Source organism: Microvirga sp. jy35, from assembly GCF_056148915.1.
Genome location: NZ_JBWBEW010000005.1, coordinates 80,588 through 100,994, shown reverse-complemented (window position 1 = coordinate 100,994; position 20,407 = coordinate 80,588). Strand labels below are relative to the sequence as shown.

Genomic DNA, 20,407 nt, shown 5'->3' with positions numbered 1-20,407 from the left:
TCACGCCGCATTCGGTGTGGCGGCCGCGCGCAGCAGCATGCCGAAGAGGTCTCGCGGCTCGTCGGGGTCGGCCAGGAGATCGAGTTCGTCGTAGAGGCCTGTCTGCTCGATCTGACGCTTCACATAGCGCAGGGCCGAGAAATCCTCGATGGCGAAGCCGACGGAATCGAAGAGGGTGATCTGACGGTCGCCCGTGCGGCCGGGCTCGAGCCCTGCAATCACGCGCCACAATTCCTTGACTGGATGTTCCGGCGGGAGCTGCTGGATCTCGCCTTCGATGCGAGTCTGCGGCGGATATTCCACGAAGATGTCGGAGCGCTTGAGGATGTCGGCGTGCAGCTCGGTCTTGCCGGGGCAGTCGCCGCCGACCGCGTTGATGTGGAGGCCTGAGCCGACCATGTTGTCGGTGAGGATCGTGGCGTTCTGCTTGTCGGCCGTCACAGTCGTGACGATCTGGACGCCCTCCATCGCCTCCTCAATGGAGTTGCAGACGGCAATGCCGAAGCCTAGGCCCGCGAGATTGCGCACGCATTTCGTGCTGGCCGAGCGGTCGATGTCGTAGAGCCGCAGGGAGTCGACGCCAAGCAGCCCCTTGAACGCGAGGGCCTGGAATTCGGCCTGCGCGCCGTTGCCGATGATGGCCATGGAGTGCGAGCCCTTGGGAGCGAGGTGTTTGGCCGCAACCGCCGATGTGGCGGCGGTGCGCAGAGCCGTCAGAATGGTCATCTCGGTCAGAAGCACGGGATAGCCGGTTGCCACATCGGCCAGTACGCCGAACGCCGTTACGGTCTGACGTCCCTCGCGGGTGTTCTTAGGGTGCCCGTTCACATACTTGAAGCCATAAACCTCGCCATCGCTGGTCGGCATGAGCTCGATCACGCCCTCGCGGCTGTGCGAGGCCACCCGGGGGGTCTTGTCGAAGGATTCCCATCGCCGGAAATCGGCTTCGATGCACTCCGCAAGCTCCAGCAGGAAGCGCTCCACGCCAATAGTGAGAACGAGCTTCATCATACGGTCGACGCTGACGAAGGGGACGATGTTCAGTTTCAGGTTCATGGCTTAATGGTTCTTCGGCGTGTGACGGTAGCTCTGGGTCGGGCGGTCGAGCACGCGCCGGCCCATGAGGCTCGAGACGAGGTCGACCATCAGCAGGGCCGTGCGGCCGCGCTCGTCCAAGAAGGGATTGAGTTCGACCAGATCGATGCTTCTCACCAGTCCGCTGTCGTGAAGCATCTCCATGATGAGATGAGCCTCGCGGAAGGTGGCGCCGCCGGGAACCGTCGTGCCGACGCCGGGAGCAATGCCCGGATCGAGGAAATCCACGTCCAGACTCACGTGGAGAATGCCGTCCGCAGCAGCCACGCGTTTGAGGAAAGCATCGAGGAGCGGGGCCACGCCGTTCTCGTCGATGGCGCGCATGTCGTGAACCGTCACACCGGCCGTGGAAAGGGCTGCCCGTTCCGCCGGATCGACGCTGCGGATTCCCATCATGCAGACGTTCTGTGGCTTGAGCGGGTTGGCCACAGTCGGGAAGAAGCCCTCGAAGCCCTTCATGCCTGTCGCATAAGCCATCGGCACGCCATGGAGGTTGCCGCTCGTGGTCGTCTCAAGCGTGTGAAAATCCGGGTGTGAGTCCAGCCAGAGGACGAAAAGCTCCCGGCCTTCCCTGGCGGCCCGGCGGGCCAGCCCCGTCATGGACCCGGCCGAAAGGCTGTGATCCCCGCCGATGAAGATCGGCATGCCGTCGCCGCTCGCCTTATAGGCAGCCTCGGCTATGGCCTCGGTCCAGGCCACCGTTTCGGCTAAGGCCTTGATAGCCCCGTTCGGGTGGCGAAGCTCCCGCAGCGGCGCTGGCGCGATGGTGCCGCGATCTTCGACCGCATAGCCGAGATTGCGCAGCTCCGTCACCAGACCTGCTGTCCGGAAGGCGCTGGGACCCATGTCGCAGCCCAGGCGACCGGCGCCCTCCTGCACGGGTATGCCTAGAACGATGCACGTGGTCGAAGCCATTCGTCTCTCCCTGCCCTTGCCGTCAAGCTACCCGATGGCCTTGGCAGAATGAACAAGCTACTTTGACAAAAAGCGCAGAACTTATGATCATATTGGCATGTACAGCTAACCAGAACGGCACCCGATGGATGACCTCGACCAGCGCCTGATCACGCTCCTGCGGCACAACGGGCGGCGGAGCGTCTCGGACCTCGCCCTGGCTCTCGGCGCCTCGCGCGCGACGGTCCGTTCCCGGATGGAGCGCCTCGAACGGTCCGGGGACATCGTCGGCTATACGGTGATCCTCCGGGCCGATGCCGTTGCGCTGCCCGTGCGCGGGATCATGCTGATCGAGGTGGAGGGGAGGGCAGGCGACCGGGTGGTGGATGCGCTTGGCGGCTTTCCGGAAGTGAGCGCCATTCACACCACGAATGGCAAGTGGGACCTCATCGTGGAACTCGGTGCAACGAGCCTATCGGATTTCGACGCCATCCTGCGGCGGGTGCGCCTGATCCCGGGGGTCATCGCGTCGGAGACGAATCTCCTGCTGGCGACCCCGCGCAGCACCCGCGCCAAGCTTTAGGAACACCTCCACGACAGCCGCGAATCTCGGGGCTGGCGCTACTGTCGCCATTCGCTACAGTGCCTGTCATGTTGGAAGAGGCTGCTCATGTCCAAGGAAGTTGTTGAAGTTCCCATTCTCTCCGAAGGCGTGCGGAAGGTGGGCGTGCCCCTGTCCATGGTGACAAGGGCGAACGGGTTCGTGTTCGTGTCGGGCACTCCGCCCTTCAATATGGAAAGCGGTGGCTTCGTGAAGGGCGATATCGAGGTGCAGACGGAAGCTTCGCTCCGGGCACTTCAGCATTGCCTGGAAAGTGCCGGAACCTCGCTCGACAAGGTCGTGATGGTGCGGATCTATGCGGCCAATGCCGGCTTCTATGGCACCATCAACCGCGTCTATGCCCGCTTCTTCCCCGAGAACCCGCCCTCGCGGACCTTCGTGCCGGTCGCATCCTGGCCCATGGAGTTCGACATCGAGATCGAATGCATCGCGTTGGCCTGACCGGCTCGGTCGAGGGGCCGCGATCAGGCTGCCGCGTTCGGGAAGGATGATCGGCGCTGCGCGACATCCTCCCCAGGGCTGCGGACGGTGTTGCGGCCCGCGGCTTTCGCCCGATAGAGGGCTTGGTCAGCAGCCTCGAGAAGGGTGTTCCGCTCATTTCCGCGGGAGGGTCGTGCCGAGGCGACACCGATGCATGCCGTGACGATGTGGTAAGGGCTGCCCTCATGCACGATCGCCATCGCGGTGATGGTCTGAAGGATAGTTTCGGCAAGCCTCAAGGCGCCTGCCAGATCCGTCTCTGGCAGGATGACGGCGAACTCCTCGCCGCCATAGCGGGCTGCGATGTCGCGCGGGCGCCGGATGCTGGCGTCGAGCGTTCCGGCGATCGCGCGCAGAACCTCATCGCCACGTCCGTGTCCGTAGCGATCGTTAAAACTCTTGAAGTAGTCGGCGTCGATATACAGCAGCGACAGGGCTGAGCCCGAGCGGATGGCCTGGCGCCATTCGCGTTCGAAGGTTTCGCGGAAGGCGCGACGGTTCGGCAGCCCTGTCAGGTCATCCGTTCTGGCAATTCGCCTGAGCTTGGTCTCGGCTCTCGTGCGCCGCTTCAACTCCCGCTGGAAAAGGAACGTCAGTCCGACCACGGCACAGCAAAGCACCAGAGTCACGAGACTGAGGACAAGGGCTTTTCGCTCCCAGGCGGAAAAAACATCCTCCACCGACAGTGCCACGGTGAGAACGAGGGGGTACTTTTCCAACCGCCCAAACGAGATGATGCGATGCACGCCGTCTATGGGGGATACCGAGTCGAAGGTGCCGGACTTGTCGCTCAAGAGCCGCTGGACATGGGGGGATCCGCCAAATTCCTGATTGATCTGGCTCTCGTCGAAGGGGTAGCGCGTGAGCAGGACGCCGTCATTCCGGAACAGGTTGATGGTTCCCTGTCGACCGAGGCTCAGGTGCTCGAACCGCTGATTGATGGTGTTCAGGGCAATCGATCCCATGACCACTCCAGCAAAGCCGCCGTTAGAGTCGGAGAGCCTTCGGCTGATCCCGATGGTGAGATCCCCATGGGGTGCTTTGCTCCGGTAGGGACGGCTCACGTAAAGCCCGAGGTGATGCGAGTCCTTGTGGGCCTTAAAGTACTCGCGGTCTGACACGTTGAGGGACCGTGAGGCGATCAACGGCCCTGCGTCGGCAATCAAGGCGCCGTTGCTGTCTACGAGAAGGAGAGATGCCATGAAGCTTGCCGAAGCCACACGGTCGAACAGCATCCGATACTGGAGATCGGCACTAAGCTTATGGAAGCTGAGGTGGTGAAGTCCCTCCATCGCTCCCTTCAAGGACAGATCGAGCAGTTCAAGATTGCTGTCTAGATCGCGGGCGATGGTGGTCAGCACATTCCTGGAGGATTTCTCGGCTTCCTGCCAGGTGCCGAGACGGTCCATCCAGAGCGTATGGGCGGAAATCCCGAGGATTCCGAGTGCGATCACGCCTGCGATCAGGTGCAAATAGACTTCTGATAACAGGCGCTTCATCCGACCGCACAACAATCAAATTTGAATTTATTCTATAAGCGAAAGCAATTAGCAGACCAACGAAATTGTTGACGCAGAGGCAGGACGGAAGCCTGTCTGCTGTGGAGACTAAGACAAATGTACGAGACCTAGAAGATGACAGGCCGCGTACAGGTTTTATTGTTACAGTTACATTTAGCCTGTTGTTGATCCTTGTTGCTTATCTCCAACAGGAAGAGCAGCTTCGAAAGTGACATTTATGACGTTCGGTCCCTCACAAGCTCACAGGATCTGGCGGATGATGAGTGCCCTGATCGACGCTCGTCCAGAATGGGCCGACAGGGACACCTTCGAAACTGATCGCGAGAAGATGCTCCGATATGGAGCCTCCATTGGGCTCAGTGTGGAGGAGCTTTTCAGGATGACGGACCCTGATGCCATCCTGAGCCTCTGGACTGCGGCCGAGGCGACGCAGGCTGGGGACTGAGCGACCATACGGCTGAAGACCGGCGCAGCCGCTTCCGCCGCGCCGGTCTTCTTCAGGTTAGTGCCCTCGCCTGGATCGTCGGGAGAGCATGTTCAGCCCCTCGATCAGGGCCGAGAACGCCATGGCCGCGTAGATATAGCCCTTGGGCACATGAGCGCCGAAGCCTTCCGCGATCAGGACCATGCCGATCATGAGCAGGAAGCCGAGCGCGAGCATCACGACCGTCGGGTTCGCTTGGATGAAGCGCGCCAGAGGATCCGCTGCGAGCAACATCACCGTCACAGCGGCCACCACAGCAATCACCATGATCGGCACGTGATCTGTCATTCCGACCGCTGTGATGATGCTGTCGATGGAGAAGACGAGGTCCAGCAGCAGGATCTGCACGATCGCGGAGGCGAAGCTCATCTGAGCCTTCTCGCCCTCGAAGAGATCCGGACCTGGATTGGGGTCAACGTGGTGGTGGATCTCCTTGGTGGCCTTCCAGACCAGGAACAAGCCGCCTGCGATCAGGATCAGGTCTCGCCACGAGAAGCCATGGCCGAAGGCGGTAAAGAGCGGCTCAGTCAGTTGAACAATGATCGCAATCGTCCCGAGCAGGCCCAGACGAAGAATGAGAGCCAGCCCAATGCCGATGCGGCGGGCCCTTGCCTGCTGATGAGCGGGCAACTTGTTGGTCAGAATCGAGATGAAGATGAGATTGTCGATACCAAGCACAACCTCCATGACGACAAGGGTCGCCAAGGCAACCCATGCGGCCGGGTCCGCCGCGAGAGCAAAAAGCTGGTCCATGAAGCCTTCCCATAAGTGCGCGCCCCTTATTTCGGTTACAGCAGAGCTTGCACAAGGGCTGAGGCGCCTTTCCCACCAATTTTGCGTCCCAGACAATCAGGGCGGATACGGCCTGGCTTCGCCGATGAGGAGGCAGGCCATTGCGGATGCAGAGATTCTCAAGCTGAAAGCCTATGCTTCGCAGGGATTTGTTCCAGACACTCCTGAATAAGCCGGAAGCCGTGGAACCGGCAATGGCGGCACAAGCGTTCCTTCATCACAGGAAGGGAGTTGTATCATGGCAGGGTCACCGGGACGTTGGCTGTTGACAGCGTCGCTCATCAGCGTTCTGTCGGCTGCCGCACCTGTGCTTGCCCAGGAGGGACGCCCCTGGATCGATCCTCCACCTGAGGGCAGCACCACACCGTCATCGCCGCCGGCTACCGTGACAGGACCGCCACAGGCTGCCGCCCCGGCGCCTGCACCATCGCCGCCGCACCTGTCCAATGCGTCTCCCTCTTCACAGGCGGCCAAGGAGAAGGAAACAGCCGAAACGGAAGCACCGACTGAGGTTTCCCCGCGAAAGCAGGCAGCAGGCGAGGAAACCAAGCAAAAATCGGTCAACGAGCGCAAGATACGCCGTCCATCGCAGCAGGCCCGCAGCTCAACCCGTGTCCAGAAGCGAGAGGAGAAAGTGTCTCGTCGGCGTGAGCCAGGTTCCGCGGTTTCCGAGGCGCGCCCGCCGCGCAATGGGATCGAAAGAAGGGCTCGTGCGACGCGATATGGATCGGTTCAGGAGGGGATCGATGCGGGGCTGGAGGTCATGAGGCTTCGGACGATCCAGCTTCCCGATGGCCGGCGCATTGAAATCCTAACCCGCCCTAATCGGGACATCGCAGGTGAGCTCCCGGACGGGTACTGAGGCACGAAGTGATCGCAAACCGCGGTGATGCCCATCGGGCGGGAGAATGCCTTATGACGAGGGGCTGGTGGATGCCCGGCCAGCTCCCGCAGCGTGATCGGCAGCATTCCCGAGACGTCCCGCATTCTCCTGAGTGCGACGACGGATATCGAGCCAGAGGCGCTGCTCGCGTCGGGCATCCGCAAGGGCTCGGTGTTCGGCAGGTCCAAAGGCATCATCCTTTCTCTGGGCCTGTGACAGAACCTCCTTCATGAGGCCATCGTGGAGGTCAGCCGGCACGCCCATTTCGAGCAGGACCTCTTGCATGGTCTGCCGGTGAACTGCGTCCGTATCCTGCAGGCGCAGGGCATGCCGTGGCAGCCCTGCAGCCCGCAGCAGGCGACTCAGCCACTTCCCGTCCCATGATGGTGCGGTGGCATAGAGGGCATAGCCTGCGAGAGCTGACATCATCCGTCGTGCGACATCCGCAACCGGCACTCCTTCCGCATGCAGCCGTTCCTGAGAGAGTCCGTGAATGGTCTGAGCCTTGAGGTCCCAATCAGCCCAATTCGGATCGGGCCGAATGAGGTGGCTCTCCTCCTCGCCGCTTGAGAGGACCCAGGCCACCTCGATGGGATAGCTGTGCTTGCTCAAGGAAGAGGCCTCGAAGTCGAGGAAGGCGATTTTTGGCATATCGGGCATAGTCAGTCCGTTGTCCTCATGCCTGTGCTGATCACTGCAGCAAGTTGCGGTCAGAGCCGGGATGCCGTCACCTCTTCGGTGAGTTGAGAGCGGATGGCCTGGAGCAAGTCGTCATCGGATAGGCTCGTCTCCCAATCTCCAGGAAGTTCGAGGCGTACGGACTTGGCTCCTCCCGATGGGGTGCAGACCACATGAACCTGATCCTCCGCGCCATCCACGCGCGCGGCATCTTTCTTTTCGGGATCATTTCCGAGACCTGCGAAGGCCTGAATGCAGGTCCACGTGACGCCCTCCGCATCACTTGCCTCGCGTGGCATGTCATCGTCCTTTCCGATATGCAGAGATGCACCGACCTCCATCAACGCTCTAGACCTGGCAATGCTCCAAGCGTTCCGGTTCATGACGCATGTGCCTTTATCTTTCTTGACACATGACGTCCTCAGGCTGAGCCTTGCCGGGCTGCCAGATGGCAGAAACCCGTGTGGAGAGGACTATGGCGAAAAACGTGAAGGACCTGCTGGCCGAAGCGAATTCCTCAGTGCCCAAGCTGTCTCCCGATGAGGCTGCCGAGAGAATGCGTTCGGGCGATGTTCTTGTGGTGGATGTGCGTGATCCGACGGAGGTTCAGCAAAGCGGAAAGCTCAAGGGAGCGGTCAATGTCTCCCGCGGCATGTTGGAGTTTCGTGCCGACCCGGAAAGCCAGTACCACAATCCGGCGTTTCAGAAGGACAGAACCATCCTCCTGCATTGTGCATCCGGCGGGCGCTCGGCATTGGCCGGCAAGACCCTGCAGGACATGGGCTATACGGCTGTGTTCAACATCGGCGGCTTCAAGGATTTGGCGGAATCGGGCATTGATACCGAGCCTGCCTGATTGCTTGAGATCGCATTTTGCAAATGAGCACGCTCGGCCAAACGCAGGCCGAGCGTCGAACGCAGGACGGGTGATCGCACCTGTCTGGACGTGTCACCGAGCGTTGGCAGACGTGAACGCGGATGAACGCAAAGCGCCCGCAGTCCTCGAGACGGAGCCAGTCGAAACTGGATCGGCAATCGCCGTGCTCAGGGCATGAAGCAGGCCCCTTCGCTTGGCTTCGTAGTAGTAGCCGCGTGCATAGAGGGAGACCGCCCTGTCGGCGTTGCCGCCTGCAACCTTATAGGCGTTGGCAAGGTATGGGACTGCGTACGTGAGGTTGGTGTTGGCATCGAGCAACCCCGATGCGCCTCCTCGATATCCCATTCCGCGGGCCGTTGCGTAGCGGATCTGCATCAATCCGAAGTTGCCGCGGCTCAGGGCTCGCGGATTATAGCTGCTTTCTCTTCTGATGACCCTGTGAACCAGAGCTTCGGGAATGCCGTGGGTTCTGGCGTGCTGCGCAACAAGCGTGTCGATCGTTGCACGATCTGACGCTGCGGCAGGCAGAGAGCACACGACGGCCGCGCAGGAAAGAAGAAGACGAGAAATCATGCATATCCCCTTGGTTGGGGAAATTTCTCAACGCCAATCGTGGCAATAGCAGGTCAGCTTGGCTGTACGGCAGCCGGATAGCGACACGAACGGAACTCAGCATGAGGCAAATGGGAGTGATCGATCAGCCGCCTACCTCTTTAGGGTGAGGACATCGCCATAGGCCTACAACAATCGTCATCCAATCATCGAAACGTCCACGAGAAGCGCCCGAAGCAGCGCCTGCTCTCGCTAGATGATCAGGAAGTCCGCTGCCGTCAGCTTCAGGCCCGCATCGATCTTGGCGAACTGGATGGCACGGGCTTGGCCGGATCCATCGGGGTCATAGAACAGGCCGCCTGTCTTGTTGTTGTAGATGATCCGATCCTGTTCATCCAACGCTTTAGGCCCGACGACGAAGCCTTCCGGCGACAGCTTTCCGGATTTGAGCTTCGCGAACACTGTGTCATTGAGGCGGATTGTGTCATCCTTCACGTTGAAATTCAGAATGACATCGATGTTGCTGGCTCCAAGCTTCGTATCGAACGTGAAGCAATCCCTGCCGGATGACCCGACGAGGATGTCGTTCCCGCTCTTTCCCCAAATCGTGTCGTTCCCGCCCTTGCCCTCGATCCTGTCGTTTCCGCTCGATCCGGTCAGCTTGTCGCCTTTGCTCGTACCCGCATAGGTCTTCGACGTCGTCGGAAGCCCGGTTGTCTTGGATGAAGTCTGGGAGGCTTTGACGGGATGGCTGAACTTCAGATCGTAGAATGAGGTCTGCCCATAGCCGGCTCCCTGGGTTTCGTTCACTCCTAGATAGGTGCCGGCCTTGAAGTAGAACGCATCGCTTTTCCATGCCTGATGGATTGTGTCCGTAGCCGTGTAGCTCTGGCCATCGGCGGAGACAGTCACTTTCACCCGGTTGGCCGTGACATCAATCGAATAGGTGAATCTCTCGTCGAGGGAGACGTTGGGCTTCAAGCCGGCCTTGTTGGTTAGAGCAAACTTGGTCTCCCGGCCTGTGGCGCCTGCAATATCGTTCACGAAGTAAAGCGTGTCTTTCTCCCAATAGAGGCGGACGAGCTCCTCGTCTTGTCCGTGAACTTGGCCTACGACGACACGGCCTTTCATTCCATTGAAGAGAGTCGGAGCTTGGTCGACCGTAAGGGTAGCCTTCATGTAGCCACCCTGGTTGGTGGTCCATGCTGCCCGTTCCGAGCCGTTCATCTCCCGGAGTTCAGAGCGCGCATATCGCGAGCCGCTCGTCGTTGCTCCCTCGACGGGAGCCCTGAAAATCATGGCTCCGTCAGATCCCGTGTAGAAGTACTTAAGGTTCACGTAGCCGTTGAGGTTCTTCACCTCATTGGCAGTGCCTGAGAATGTGCCATTTCGATCCGTTGGAAGAGTGATCTTCCAATGCGTCAAATTGAAACTACGGCTTGGCGCGAATGACGGATGCGAAGTCAATTTCCTGATGCCCCATAATGTTCTGAGTCTTAGACTGACACGTCTTTATAGGAGGTTATCCCTCGTCGTAATGCAATTAAGTTATATATGCCTTTTGCCTTAGAGAGCCTGTGCAACGGACCAAGAACTGCAAAATTCTCCCGGCAGCAGTGACAGTGTCAATTTTTCATAGCGCAGATGGTAAACCTGATGCTTTCCAATCTGCGCTGCCTTGCCGCCTCCCGCCCCATGCCCGTGCCGCGTCGATAGGATGCCTGGAAGCGCGGATGGAGTTGGTTCCACCCTCGCCAAAGGGGGTAGGTTGATATGCTTGCTCTCAGGCTCGGTGTCTCATCATGGCTACAAGTCTTCAAGCGGTACGGGGCATGCATTGCAAATTTCTGATGCGCGCACTCTGACCAAGACATGCATTCCAGTGCTCTGTCACGTTCGCCACGTGGAATACTTGTAAGAACAGGCTCGTGAAGCCTGCTCTCTGAGTTGCTTCTCCGAACAGCGACGTCCCCACAATTCTATGCTCGGCATGACTATATTTGGTTCAACGGTCCTATTTTCGAAGAAAAACCAGAGTACAATTTGGTAATAATTGTAGTGTGCGGTGCAATATAATAATCAAGTGGGTAGGTTTACTCTTATGAGTTAAAGAGGATCTATTGATAGGAGTAGTTCTCTACTTAACCCATATGGGGTATCTCTCCAGCCGAAATAGTGAAGCGCTTTTGAGTAAAGCAGGAGTATTTATTGGGCTGCAACCGGCGCATTTCTATTTGGCGCCTCGATTTCCACTGTCAGTCAGCAGGAACAGCCTAATGCAAGTTAGTGTCTTCGGGATTGGCTATGTCGGAGCGGTCTCATCGGCGTGTTTGGCCAATGATGGCCACCACGTCATCGCCGTCGATCCGAACCCTCAGAAGGTCGGCCCTCTCAATGAGGGCATCAGCCCGATTGTCGAACCAGGATTGGGAGAACTGATACAAAGTGGGATCCGTAGCCGGCGCCTTATGGCAACGAGCGACGTGCGCGAAGCCATCAATGGCTCGGATCTGTCATTCGTTTGCGTTGGAACGCCTTCGCGTCCGAACGGCTCCCTTGACACGGCATATGTCAGCGCAGCCGCTGAGGAGATCGGTGCGGCGATCCGAGAGAAGAATTCCTTCCATTCGGTCGTCATGCGTTCCACGATCTTGCCCGGCACCATGGAGAGCATCGTTCTGCCTGCTCTCGAGCGCGCCTCCGGGCGGCAGGCCGGTGTGGGCTTCGGTGTTGCCTATTATCCGGAGTTCCTTCGGGAAAGCACAGCCATCAGTGACTACTATGATCCAGGCGCGATCATTTTCGGGCGCCACGATCAGGCGACAGTCGATCGGCTGCTCGAGATCCACAAGATCTTCAAGGTGGAGCCAAGGGTCGTCTCCATCCGGACTGCCGAAGCAGTGAAGTACACCAACAATGCGTGGCACGCTCTCAAGATCAGTTTTGCCAACGAGATTGGCAATATCTGCAAGGAGGCCGGCATTGATGGCCATGCGGTGATGGATGTTCTCTGCGCCGACAACCGGCTCAATATTTCCAAAGCTTATCTCAAGCCCGGGTTTGCATTTGGCGGGTCCTGCCTGCCCAAGGACCTGCGTGCTCTGCGCTTCGCCGCTCGAAAGCTGGATGTGCCGACACCCATCCTCGATGCGACGATGGATGCAAATGAAGAGCAGCTGCGGCGCGCATACTCGATGGTTGCTGCAACGGGCAAGCGCCGGGTCGGCATCATCGGTCTGAGCTTCAAGCCGGAGACGGATGACCTGCGCGAGAGCCCCCTGGTGGAGCTTGCGGAGCGTCTTTATGGCCGCGGATACGACATCCGCATCTATGATCCGAACATCCAGGTTTCCAAGCTGACCGGAGCGAACCTTCAGTTCGTGAAGTCGCACCTGCCTCATCTCACGTCGCTCCTGACAGCTGACATCAACGAGGTCGTTGATCATGCTGACGTATTCGTCCTCGGCAATCGTGAAGAAGCCAAGCGCCTCCTGAGCGTCGTCCAGGACGACCGGCCTCTCATTGATCTCGTCCGTATCGACCAAGCAAGGTGCTCAGGTGACTTCTATCAGGGAATCTGCTGGTAACGGCAGTGTCCACCTATCGGAGTCGGTAGGGGCGCACATCCTCTACGTGGTGGCCGTGGCAGCTTTCGCTGCCGCGCTCCCGCCTCAGGCATATGTCTCGGTTGGCACTGGTGTGATCGGAGCCATCGGTATTCTTGCCATGTGGCGCTACGGATGGGGGCTGCTGCACTTCATCCGTGCGCTCATCTTTCGCAAGCTGGTTTTTCCACGCCAGCGGAAGGCTGCTGATGAGGCGGTCAGGCTCGATCCTCCTAATGCGTTCCTGCTTGTCACGACTTTCCGCATCGACAGTGTCGTAACCACGCGCGTCTACAGAGCAGCCTTCGAGGCTGCGCTGGCTGCGCCCGGCAGGGCAACCGTAGTTGCATCGATCGTCGAGACCGGTGATCAGCGGCTCATCAAGAGCCTGTTTCAAGCAATCTGCGGCGACCAGGAAAAAGTGGACCTGGTGATCGTGAGAATTGCAGGAACAGGCAAACGAGATGCTCTCGCGTACGGCTTCAGGGCCGTTGCTCGGCGTGCTCCAGCCCCTGACGATATCGTTGCCGTGATCGATGGCGACAGCATCGTCCCGCGGGATCTCGTACAGAAATGCGCGGGCTTTTTCCGGCTGGATCCGGAAGTCGGCGCTCTGACGACCGATGAGATGAGCGAGGTCCGGGGCAGTCGCGTATTCCAGGAGTGGTACGCTCTGCGGTTCGCGCAGCGGCACACTCTAATGTCCTCGCTGGGATTGTCAGAGCGCGTTTTGACCTTGACGGGGCGCATGTCGATGTTCCGGGCCAACATCATCTGCAACCCGGAGTTCATCCGTCAGGTAGAACTCGATTACGTCGATCATTGGCGCCTCGGCCGTTTCAAGTTCCTCACCGGTGACGACAAGTCGAGCTGGTTCTGGCTTCTCCGAAACCGCTACAAGATGCTCTATGTCCCGGATATCGTCGTTCTGACTGTGGAGGATCCGCCATCAGAGAATTTCGTCTCGGCTGCAGCCATGCTGATGGTGCGATGGTTCGGCAATATGCTGCGGACAAACTCGAGGGCTCTTGCTCTCGGGCCTCGGAAGATAGGCCTGTTCACGTGGTGGTCGATTCTTGATCAGCGTCTATCGATGTGGACCTCGCTTGTCGGCTTCTTTGTCGCTCTTCTCGCCGGGATCTTCATCAGCGGGTATGCATTCCCTCTCTATGCGCTTTGGATCCTCTCCACTCGTTACGTCCTGACCCTCTCGCTTCTGGCCTCCCGCAAGAGAGTGTCAGTCTTCTACCCCTTCCTTCTCTACTTCAACCAGATCTTCGGATCGCTGATCAAAGTTCATGTCACCTTCCGCCTGGATCGGCAGAAGTGGACGCGGCAGAAGACAATATCTTCGAATGCGGTGAAGCGCCCTCTGATCGCCAGCAACCTCATGTCGGCATACATGCACAGTATTGCGCTTATCGCGTTCGTGTCGATCTTGGCATGGGGCATGAACGTCCTTCCAACGCCGAACCCCATGTTCTTTCTTCCTTGATGACAGCGATACCGCTTGGAGAATGCTTTGATGACGAAAATCACGCACGAGGCCGAGGTTCAAAGGCAGCATCCGCGATATCGCCTGCCTGTGAAATGCATTCACAATGGAGCGCAGCTTTCGGTCGTCGACATCTCTGTCGGAGGTTTGGCGCTGCGGACTGGATTGCTGGACGTCAAACCCGGGCGTGCGCTCGATCTCACACTCGCCTTTCCCTTCAGCGGCTATGAACTTACCCTGCCGATCAATGCCGAAGTCCGTTATGTGGCGGAGGAGCATAGCAGGATCGGTCTGCGCTTCGTCGATGTCTCTCCACGCCAGCATAGCCTCTTGCGCTTCATCCTTGATGCCTATCTGGCCGGAGAGGTCGTAGAGGCAGGCGACGTCCTTGACGTGGTGTCCCGGCGCAACGAGGGAAAGACCAGGGAAGCTCCTCCACGGCCTCTGCCTAAAGGTGTCGTGGCCAATCTGGCCCACCGAGGGCGAAGCGCCGCAGGCTACATCGGCGTTGGCGCGGCAACCTTGCTTCTTCTGGGCTTCATCGGATCGAGCCTCTTCGAGCGTCTTTACTTGATCCCGGCTCAATCGGCTCAGATTACCGCCGATCTGGTCACCGTGCCTGCCCCGTCGAACGGTCAGCTCACCTTCGTGGCTGCCGGAGACGAAGTGAAGGCCGGGGAGCCGCTCATCACGATCCAAGGAACACTGGGCAACAGCATCGTCATCGACAGCCCCTGTAACTGCGTGGTCCAGTCCCGGTACAGCCGGACCGCAAACTTCGTTCGGGAAGGGGCGCCGATCCTCACGCTGCGGGAGAAGACGAGCAGTCCCTACATTACTGCCAGCATTCCCCAGGATCAGGCATTGCGGTTTTACAAAGGGGCAAACGCAGTCATCGAGTATGCCGACGGTACTCGCGTAAAGGAGGCGAATATACAGCGCCTACCGTCCTTCGAAGATCCGTCCCTGGCGGGCAGGTTGATCGTCAGGCTGGCACCTGGTCGTGAACTGGGGGCGTCAACCATTGGCCAACCTGTCTCGGTGGTCTTCAACACCTTCTCCGGATCATCGATCGGATCTGCCGTCAACAAGCTGCAAACGGCTGTCTACTGGGCAGGAAACAAGATTACAGCTATCCTGGCCAAGGACAGGGCAATGGCCCATGCACCGAAAAAGGCCAAAGAGCCTCAGAGTGACAATGGGAGGCGTCTAGCCGGGCTCAATTCTGGGGAATGAATGAGGCCGGCCATCAACCGGAGGACATCACTTGTATTTTTTGGAGATCGACAATGGACAATATTATTCCGGTTCTGATGTGCGGTGGATCTGGCACCCGTCTATGGCCGGTTTCGCGTTCCAGTGAGCCAAAGCAGTTTCATGCTCTTTCCGGCACCGAAAGCCTGTTCCAGCAGACGGTTCAGCGCTTTCGCACGGAGCAGTACGCAGAGCCTCTCATCGTCGTAAACACCAATCACCGTGATCTTGCCTTACGCGAGATCGGGCAGCTGAACACGGGATCGGCCCGGCTCCTGGTCGAGCCATGCGTTCGCAGCACAGGTCCCGCCATCGCGGCCGCCGCGGCACTGATCGCGGAGGAGGATCCGGACCGGCTGATGCTCGTCGCGCCAAGCGATCACGTGATCGAGCAGACCGACGTGTTTGCGGAAGCCGTATCGCGGGCCGCGACAGCTGCGCGGCAAGGCCAGATCGTCCTCTTCGGCATCCGTCCGACCCAGCCGGAGACCGGTTTCGGTTATATCGAGGTGGGTGATGCCTTCGATGAAGCCAGCTTCAAGGTCGCGGGCTTCGTCGAGAAGCCCAAGCGAGAGGCAGCGGAGGCATTGCTGGCCGGCGGGCGCCATCTCTGGAACAGCGGTATCTTCATGTTTACCGCACGGACCATTCTGGAAGAGCTCGAACGGTATGCTCCAGACGTACTGGCCTGTGCCCGCCGTGCGCTTTCCACGGCTCAGCGCGGCAATGATACGATCCGCCTCGCGGCCGACTTCGATACGGCTCCCGTGATCTCGATCGACTATGCCGTCATGGAGCGCAGCGATCGGCTGGTCTGTATCCCTGTGGCACCCGAATGGCGCGACCTTGGCTCATGGTCGGCTCTGTGGGACGTCGGCGGCAAGGATGGCAACGGGAATGTCTCTCGTGGCGACACGCTCCTCCAGAACGTTCGCGACAGCTACGTTCTCGGCAACTCCAGGCTTGTTGCCGTCATGGGCGTCGAGAAGGTCGTCGTAATCGATACGGCTGATGCTGTCCTCGTGAGTTCGTTGGATCAAGCTCAGAATGTCGGCCGACTCGCAGCGGAGCTTGCAGCGACGAAGCGACCGGAGGCCAACCTGCACAAGAGGGTACGGCGTCCGTGGGGCTCTTATGAGTCTCTCCGCGTCGGCGAAACCTTCCAGGTGAAGCACATCATCGTCGATGTGGCAGGGAGACTGTCGCTGCAGTATCACCATCACCGCTCCGAGCATTGGACCGTCGTATCCGGGACTGCTCGTGTCACTGTCGGCGAGAGGGTCTTCGTCATGAAGGCCAACGAATCCGTCTATATCCCAAAAGGTGATGTTCATCGGTTGGAGAACATCGGCGATGACGAACTTCACCTGATCGAGGTTCAGTGCGGCACGTATCTCGGCGAAGATGACATCGTGCGTCTGGAGGACCAGTATGACCGCATCGTCACGATCTGACGGTCGACGTCGATTGCGCATCGCCTTACTCCTCGTGTCCATGGCGCTGGCCCCCAGCGCCATGGCGCAGAGCGGAAACGAAGTCCTCCGCTTGGCGGAAGAAGCTCGCCAAGCCTTTCTATCTGCCGAGCAGAGCGGCGTTAACTCGCGGCAGAAGTTCGGATTTTACCAAGTCGCGCGGGCCAGGGTAAAGCTGATCGAGAAGTTTGCCGGACAGGAGAACGCAGGCTCGGCGGAGTTGCGCGATGGTGCCAGTGCGGAGCTCATGCGGCTTGCAGACGACGGATTGAGCCATGACATTCTCGGCTCTTTTCTCCTGCAGTCTTCGCTTGGAGAAATCGCGAGCGCCACATCCCCTGCGGATCGAGTTGAAGTCGGCGTGTCATTGCATCAGATTGCCAGCGAGCAGAGATCCCCGGCTTATCGGGCTGCCGCATTTGTCGATCTCGCTCATGCCTATGCCAAGGCCGGTGCGCAGGACCGGGCGTTGAGGTATGCCTCCCTCGCGATGGAGGCGGCGGATCAGATCACGGAGCTAGGCACACGAGGGGGAGCCTACAAGGCAGCCGCACGCCTTGCAGCAGGGCTGGGTCCAGTCGGGTTGAATCTGGCTGACAGGGCTGTCGCTCGAATTCCTCAGTCTCGTGACCGCGCCCATGCGCGCCACGAAATGGCTCGGCTCCAGCTCAAGGGCAGTGCCTGGGAGAAGGCCGCAGACGACAAGTTGGGAGCTGAGGTGAAGAGGCGGCTGGAGGCGGGAGATCTCTCTGGCAGCACCTCCTTGGCGCTTTCACTGCTGGACAGCAGAGAGAGGGACAACCTGCTCGCTGGACTTGTTGATGCCGCGATCTCAAAGCAGGAGAACAGGACAGCTCTTGTGGCGGCGCAGGGAATTACGACGTCGAAGAGCCAGGACAAAGCCGTAGGGGCGCTCGTCAGGAGCTATATCGACCGGGGTGTCCCATTCCATGCCACAGAAATTCTCCACACCATGCAGGACGGCCCTGGAAAGGTCTCGATCCAGCTGAAACTTGGCGCCGAACTGAAGCAGTCTGGCTATGACGCCATGGCCAATCAGCTCCTGTCCGCAAGCCTCGAACAAGTTGGTACCTACGGCGACGCCCAGCAGCGCGCCGTTCTTCCCGATGTCGTCCTGGCGCTGACACGCTCCGAACGTCTGGATGAAGCGCTGCGCCATGCCGAACGACTTGGCTCTGACCCAGAGGGATCAGCCGTACTCGGCGATCTGGCGAAGAAGCTGGCGGACCGCGGCCGGGTAGCCGATGCGGAGACCTTGCTGCCGCGCGTCGTTGAACAGGAACATCGCTCTCACGCGCTAAGTGGCCTTGCACGAGCAAAGGCGAAGGCCGGTGACATAGTCGCTGCCATGCAGCTGATTCCCCAGATTGTCGACACCAGGGACATAGGACGTGTCTTGACGTCCATTGTCGGCGCTCACTCTCGTGCCGGCGAGTTCGACCAAGCGATTTCCATTTCTGAACGTATACAGGACACGGAAAACCGCCTTGAGGCTTTCTCGGATGTTGCGCGCCAAGCGAAGCAGCAGAACAGGAAGGACATAATCGGACGCGCATTGAATGAAGCCGTCCGGAATGTCGAAGGTTTGGAGGCTGGAGCAAGGGATAGGACGTTCCTCAAGATCATCGGTTCTCCTCTGGCAGCAGATGTGAACAGTGCTCAGGCAGGTGAGCTTGTCAGACGAATTGGCGACGACGCCATCCGCACACGAGCCGAACAATTGATCATTGCAGCAGACGCAAGAGACATGGTCGGGAAGAGGCGGCGTGGTGAGATTCCCGATGCTCTGCTGTCGCGCGGAATCAGGAAAGTAGGAGGCGACGAGAACAAGGCGGAGCTTGCATTTGAACTTGCCACTCTGCCTGAGGGCGGCAGCCATGCTGCCGATCTGATCCGGTCTATTCAGGATGGCATGCTCCGGCGGACCGCTTTCCGGCGCTTGGCTGAAGTGCAGGCTGATCTTCTCAGGGCACCTTCCACGGAAGAGCCCGGCATCGGCGTACCAGGCGACGTGGAGACGGTTTCAGCCGTCTCCGAAGAGCCGGGGGAAACAGCCCAGGAGATTCAGACCCGAAGGGGCCTCGCACTCATCACCGGAGATGCTGACAAATCCGTGAACGCGGTAGGTCAGCTCCCCAGGAACTTCGTGACGGCCGCAGAGGTCAGGGCTCGCACGCCGTGGCCGACCGATGCGGTGATCGGGAGTACCTTTGCGAACCATAACCCCTACATAGCAAAGTTCTTCGAGGATGATGAGGGTGGAGCCACACGCCTCGAGCAGGCGATCCGGCATCAGGGTCTGTCCTCGCCGCGGGTTATCGTCATTCAAGGCGGTGTTGCCACATTAGGCATGGTTGCTCGCCGGTTGGAGGGGACTGACGCAAGGGATCTCATCGGATATGATGCGGACGCCGTGACGGTGCGCGCACCCATCTTCGTCGCTCCCGGGGCTACGCTCATCCTGTCACGACTTGACAGCCCGACCTATCGGCTCAGCGCCAATGCCGGTGCCTTTATCGCCAATGCCGGCGATGTGCATATCGTGGATGCTACTGTCGTCGGGTACGACGAGGCATCACGACAGCCCCTCTGGGCCGACGCCGACAAGGCCGGCAAATTTCGGCCCTTCCTCCTGACATGGGGTGACGGGCGCATGAATGTAGCGTCGTCCGCCCTGGCGGCTCTCGGCTATGACAATGCCAAGTCCTTTGGGCTGAGCTACTCGTCAGGACCGCAACCGGTGGCGGAACTGAGAGACCAGGCACGTCCCACAGGCATAGTCGTCGATAACCTGTTCCATAACCTCTACTTCGGCTTCCATTCCTACGAGGCTGAACGCATCCAGGTTGTCGGCAACGAGTTCCGCGACAGCGTCGTCTATGCTCTGGACTCACATGACCGCACCAGAGAAGGCATTCTTGCCCTGAATACAGTCTATGGCACGAAGCAGCGGCACGGGATCACCATCTCGCGCGAGGTCAGCGATGGACTGATCATCGGCAACATGTCGTTCGACAATGCGGGTTCGGGAATCATTCTCGATCGGAACAGCACGAACAATATCATTCACGCCAACAGCTCGTTCCGGAATGCGCAGGACGGAGTGACCGTGTTCGAGAGTTCCTGCAACGTCCTTGCCAACAACTATCTTGCCAGCAACAGAAGAGATGGCTTGAAGGTTCGCAACAGCTTCGACGTAGGGGCGTATTCCAACCGAATCGAGTCCAATGCCAATTCCGGCGTCAGCGCTTATATCGCCAACATTCTGACGCAGAAAGGCGGGGAAAACCAGAATCCTGATGTCGCCAGCTATCTTCCACTGACCAGCCTGTCCCTCAGGCACAACCGCTTCTCGGCCAATGGCGTTGGTATCAATGCCCAGGGCGTGTCGAGCCTGGCGATGTCATCTAACACATTCGTGAAACAGTCCCGCCGGCTTCTCGGTGGCGACATCCGTGGTCTGGAAGGTCAGATCCTGCGCCTTACTTCTCAATCGGATGTTCTCGTCGCAAGCACATGCCGCCCTGCGAAGCCCGTTTTATCGTGCCGCCTTCGGGAGAAGGGATTCTTTGAAGGAGGCAGTGAACTGCAAGTCTTCAGCGCCCAGGGAGGGTCCGATTGCACCGATGTCAATGGGAGCGTCCAGCATCGGGCCTTCTCCAGCACACCTCAAGGCACATAGA

At 59.3% G+C, this 20,407-nt stretch carries 17 protein-coding genes; 9 read left to right on the top strand and 8 right to left on the bottom strand.

Annotated features, from left to right (window positions below; translation table 11 throughout):
• On the bottom strand, positions 1–1,056 hold the full coding sequence (locus tag AC0QTX_RS06735; RefSeq protein WP_474603064.1) for an ornithine cyclodeaminase: 1,056 nt from the start codon (positions 1,054–1,056) through the stop codon (positions 1–3).
• A gap of 3 nt (positions 1,057–1,059) precedes the next feature.
• Positions 1,060–2,010, bottom strand: a complete 951-nt coding sequence (rocF, locus tag AC0QTX_RS06730) for an arginase (RefSeq protein ID WP_474603063.1) — start codon at positions 2,008–2,010, stop codon at positions 1,060–1,062.
• A gap of 124 nt (positions 2,011–2,134) precedes the next feature.
• Here rocF and AC0QTX_RS06725 point away from each other — a divergent pair, with 124 nt between their 5' ends.
• Together AC0QTX_RS06725 and AC0QTX_RS06720 are read left to right on the top strand one after the other, a co-directional pair.
• Positions 2,135–2,572: an Lrp/AsnC family transcriptional regulator gene (locus tag AC0QTX_RS06725; RefSeq protein ID WP_474603062.1), complete on the top strand. Its 438-nt coding sequence runs from the start codon at positions 2,135–2,137 to the stop codon at positions 2,570–2,572.
• An 87-nt stretch (positions 2,573–2,659) separates the two neighbouring features.
• On the top strand, positions 2,660–3,052 hold the full coding sequence (locus AC0QTX_RS06720) for a RidA family protein (RefSeq protein ID WP_474603061.1): 393 nt from the start codon (positions 2,660–2,662) through the stop codon (positions 3,050–3,052).
• A 23-nt stretch (positions 3,053–3,075) separates the two neighbouring features.
• On the opposite strand, the gene AC0QTX_RS06715 is transcribed toward AC0QTX_RS06720, so the two are convergent.
• On the bottom strand, positions 3,076–4,590 hold the full coding sequence (locus tag AC0QTX_RS06715) for a sensor domain-containing diguanylate cyclase (protein WP_474603060.1): 1,515 nt from the start codon (positions 4,588–4,590) through the stop codon (positions 3,076–3,078).
• Between the two features lie 277 nt (positions 4,591–4,867).
• On the opposite strand from AC0QTX_RS06715, the gene AC0QTX_RS06710 reads away from it, so the two are divergent.
• Positions 4,868–5,056 (top strand): hypothetical protein, encoded by a 189-nt coding sequence (locus AC0QTX_RS06710; RefSeq protein ID WP_474603059.1) that lies wholly within the window; start codon positions 4,868–4,870, stop codon positions 5,054–5,056.
• A gap of 57 nt (positions 5,057–5,113) precedes the next feature.
• Here the strand turns inward: AC0QTX_RS06710 and AC0QTX_RS06705 are convergent, their stop codons facing one another.
• The 3 genes from AC0QTX_RS06705 to AC0QTX_RS06695 all read right to left on the bottom strand — a co-directional run bounded on the left by AC0QTX_RS06705 (position 5,114) and on the right by AC0QTX_RS06695 (position 7,747).
• On the bottom strand, positions 5,114–5,848 hold the full coding sequence (locus tag AC0QTX_RS06705) for a TerC family protein (RefSeq protein ID WP_474603058.1): 735 nt from the start codon (positions 5,846–5,848) through the stop codon (positions 5,114–5,116).
• Between the two features lie 952 nt (positions 5,849–6,800).
• On the bottom strand, positions 6,801–7,430 hold the full coding sequence (locus AC0QTX_RS06700) for a 3'-5' exonuclease (protein WP_474603057.1): 630 nt from the start codon (positions 7,428–7,430) through the stop codon (positions 6,801–6,803).
• 50 nt (positions 7,431–7,480) lie between these two features.
• A complete protein-coding gene (locus AC0QTX_RS06695; RefSeq protein ID WP_474603056.1) occupies positions 7,481–7,747 on the bottom strand; it encodes a hypothetical protein in 267 nt (88 codons plus the stop codon).
• A gap of 176 nt (positions 7,748–7,923) precedes the next feature.
• Here AC0QTX_RS06695 and AC0QTX_RS06690 point away from each other — a divergent pair, with 176 nt between their 5' ends.
• Positions 7,924–8,304 (top strand): rhodanese-like domain-containing protein, encoded by a 381-nt coding sequence (locus AC0QTX_RS06690; RefSeq protein WP_474603055.1) that lies wholly within the window; start codon positions 7,924–7,926, stop codon positions 8,302–8,304.
• A gap of 93 nt (positions 8,305–8,397) precedes the next feature.
• On the opposite strand, the gene AC0QTX_RS06685 is transcribed toward AC0QTX_RS06690, so the two are convergent.
• Together AC0QTX_RS06685 and AC0QTX_RS06680 are read right to left on the bottom strand one after the other, a co-directional pair.
• Positions 8,398–8,898, bottom strand: a complete 501-nt coding sequence (locus tag AC0QTX_RS06685; protein ID WP_474603054.1) for a transglycosylase SLT domain-containing protein — start codon at positions 8,896–8,898, stop codon at positions 8,398–8,400.
• 231 nt (positions 8,899–9,129) lie between these two features.
• Positions 9,130–10,302, bottom strand: a complete 1,173-nt coding sequence (locus AC0QTX_RS06680) for a polysaccharide lyase family 7 protein (RefSeq protein ID WP_474603053.1) — start codon at positions 10,300–10,302, stop codon at positions 9,130–9,132.
• Positions 10,303–11,153: 851 nt separating this feature from the next.
• Between AC0QTX_RS06680 and AC0QTX_RS06675 the strand changes: the two genes are divergently transcribed.
• The 5 genes from AC0QTX_RS06675 to AC0QTX_RS06655 are packed head-to-tail and all read left to right on the top strand — an operon-like array spanning position 11,154 to position 20,406.
• Positions 11,154–12,464: a nucleotide sugar dehydrogenase gene (locus AC0QTX_RS06675; protein WP_474603052.1), complete on the top strand. Its 1,311-nt coding sequence runs from the start codon at positions 11,154–11,156 to the stop codon at positions 12,462–12,464.
• 55 nt (positions 12,465–12,519) lie between these two features.
• Positions 12,520–13,977, top strand: a complete 1,458-nt coding sequence (locus AC0QTX_RS06670; protein WP_474603051.1) for a glycosyltransferase — start codon at positions 12,520–12,522, stop codon at positions 13,975–13,977.
• Between the two features lie 30 nt (positions 13,978–14,007).
• Entirely contained in the window at positions 14,008–15,213 is a 1,206-nt protein-coding gene (locus tag AC0QTX_RS06665; protein WP_474603050.1) for a PilZ domain-containing protein, read from the top strand.
• 53 nt (positions 15,214–15,266) lie between these two features.
• Positions 15,267–16,685 (top strand): mannose-1-phosphate guanylyltransferase/mannose-6-phosphate isomerase, encoded by a 1,419-nt coding sequence (locus AC0QTX_RS06660; protein ID WP_474603049.1) that lies wholly within the window; start codon positions 15,267–15,269, stop codon positions 16,683–16,685.
• Entirely contained in the window at positions 16,663–20,406 is a 3,744-nt protein-coding gene (locus AC0QTX_RS06655) for a NosD domain-containing protein (protein WP_474603048.1), read from the top strand. Before AC0QTX_RS06660 ends, AC0QTX_RS06655 begins: the two co-directional genes overlap by 23 nt.
• The last annotated feature ends 1 nt before the right edge of the window (position 20,407 follow it).